Genomic DNA, 236 nt, shown 5'->3' with positions numbered 1-236 from the left:
CCTTCTTGGCCGAAACCCCGAGGTATTCCAGGCGGGTTTCATTGGTCTTGATGGCGGCTAGGGCTTGTCCACCGCTGGACACAAAGTAGCGCTGTACCCCCCAGATAGCCGCAAGCGAGATCGCAACGACCAGTACCAACAAGGCAATCTCGAATGGGTCACGGGTCAGTTCAAACCCCAGCAGTGTCGGGCGGTTGATCCGCAATCCATCAGTGCCGCCTGTGACCGCGTAGAAC

General features: G+C 58.5%; 1 protein-coding gene. It reads right to left on the bottom strand.

Features of this window, described 5'->3' with window-relative positions:
- The coding region (locus KMS84_RS40720) for an ABC transporter permease (protein ID WP_256921681.1) at window positions 1-236 on the bottom strand (236 nt) is incomplete at both ends.

Source organism: Streptomyces hilarionis, from assembly GCF_024539675.1.
Taxonomy (GTDB): domain Bacteria; phylum Actinomycetota; class Actinomycetes; order Streptomycetales; family Streptomycetaceae; genus Streptomyces; species Streptomyces hilarionis.
Note: the sequence above shows the minus strand (reverse complement) of the source record. Positions and strands in the feature narration are given on the sequence as shown.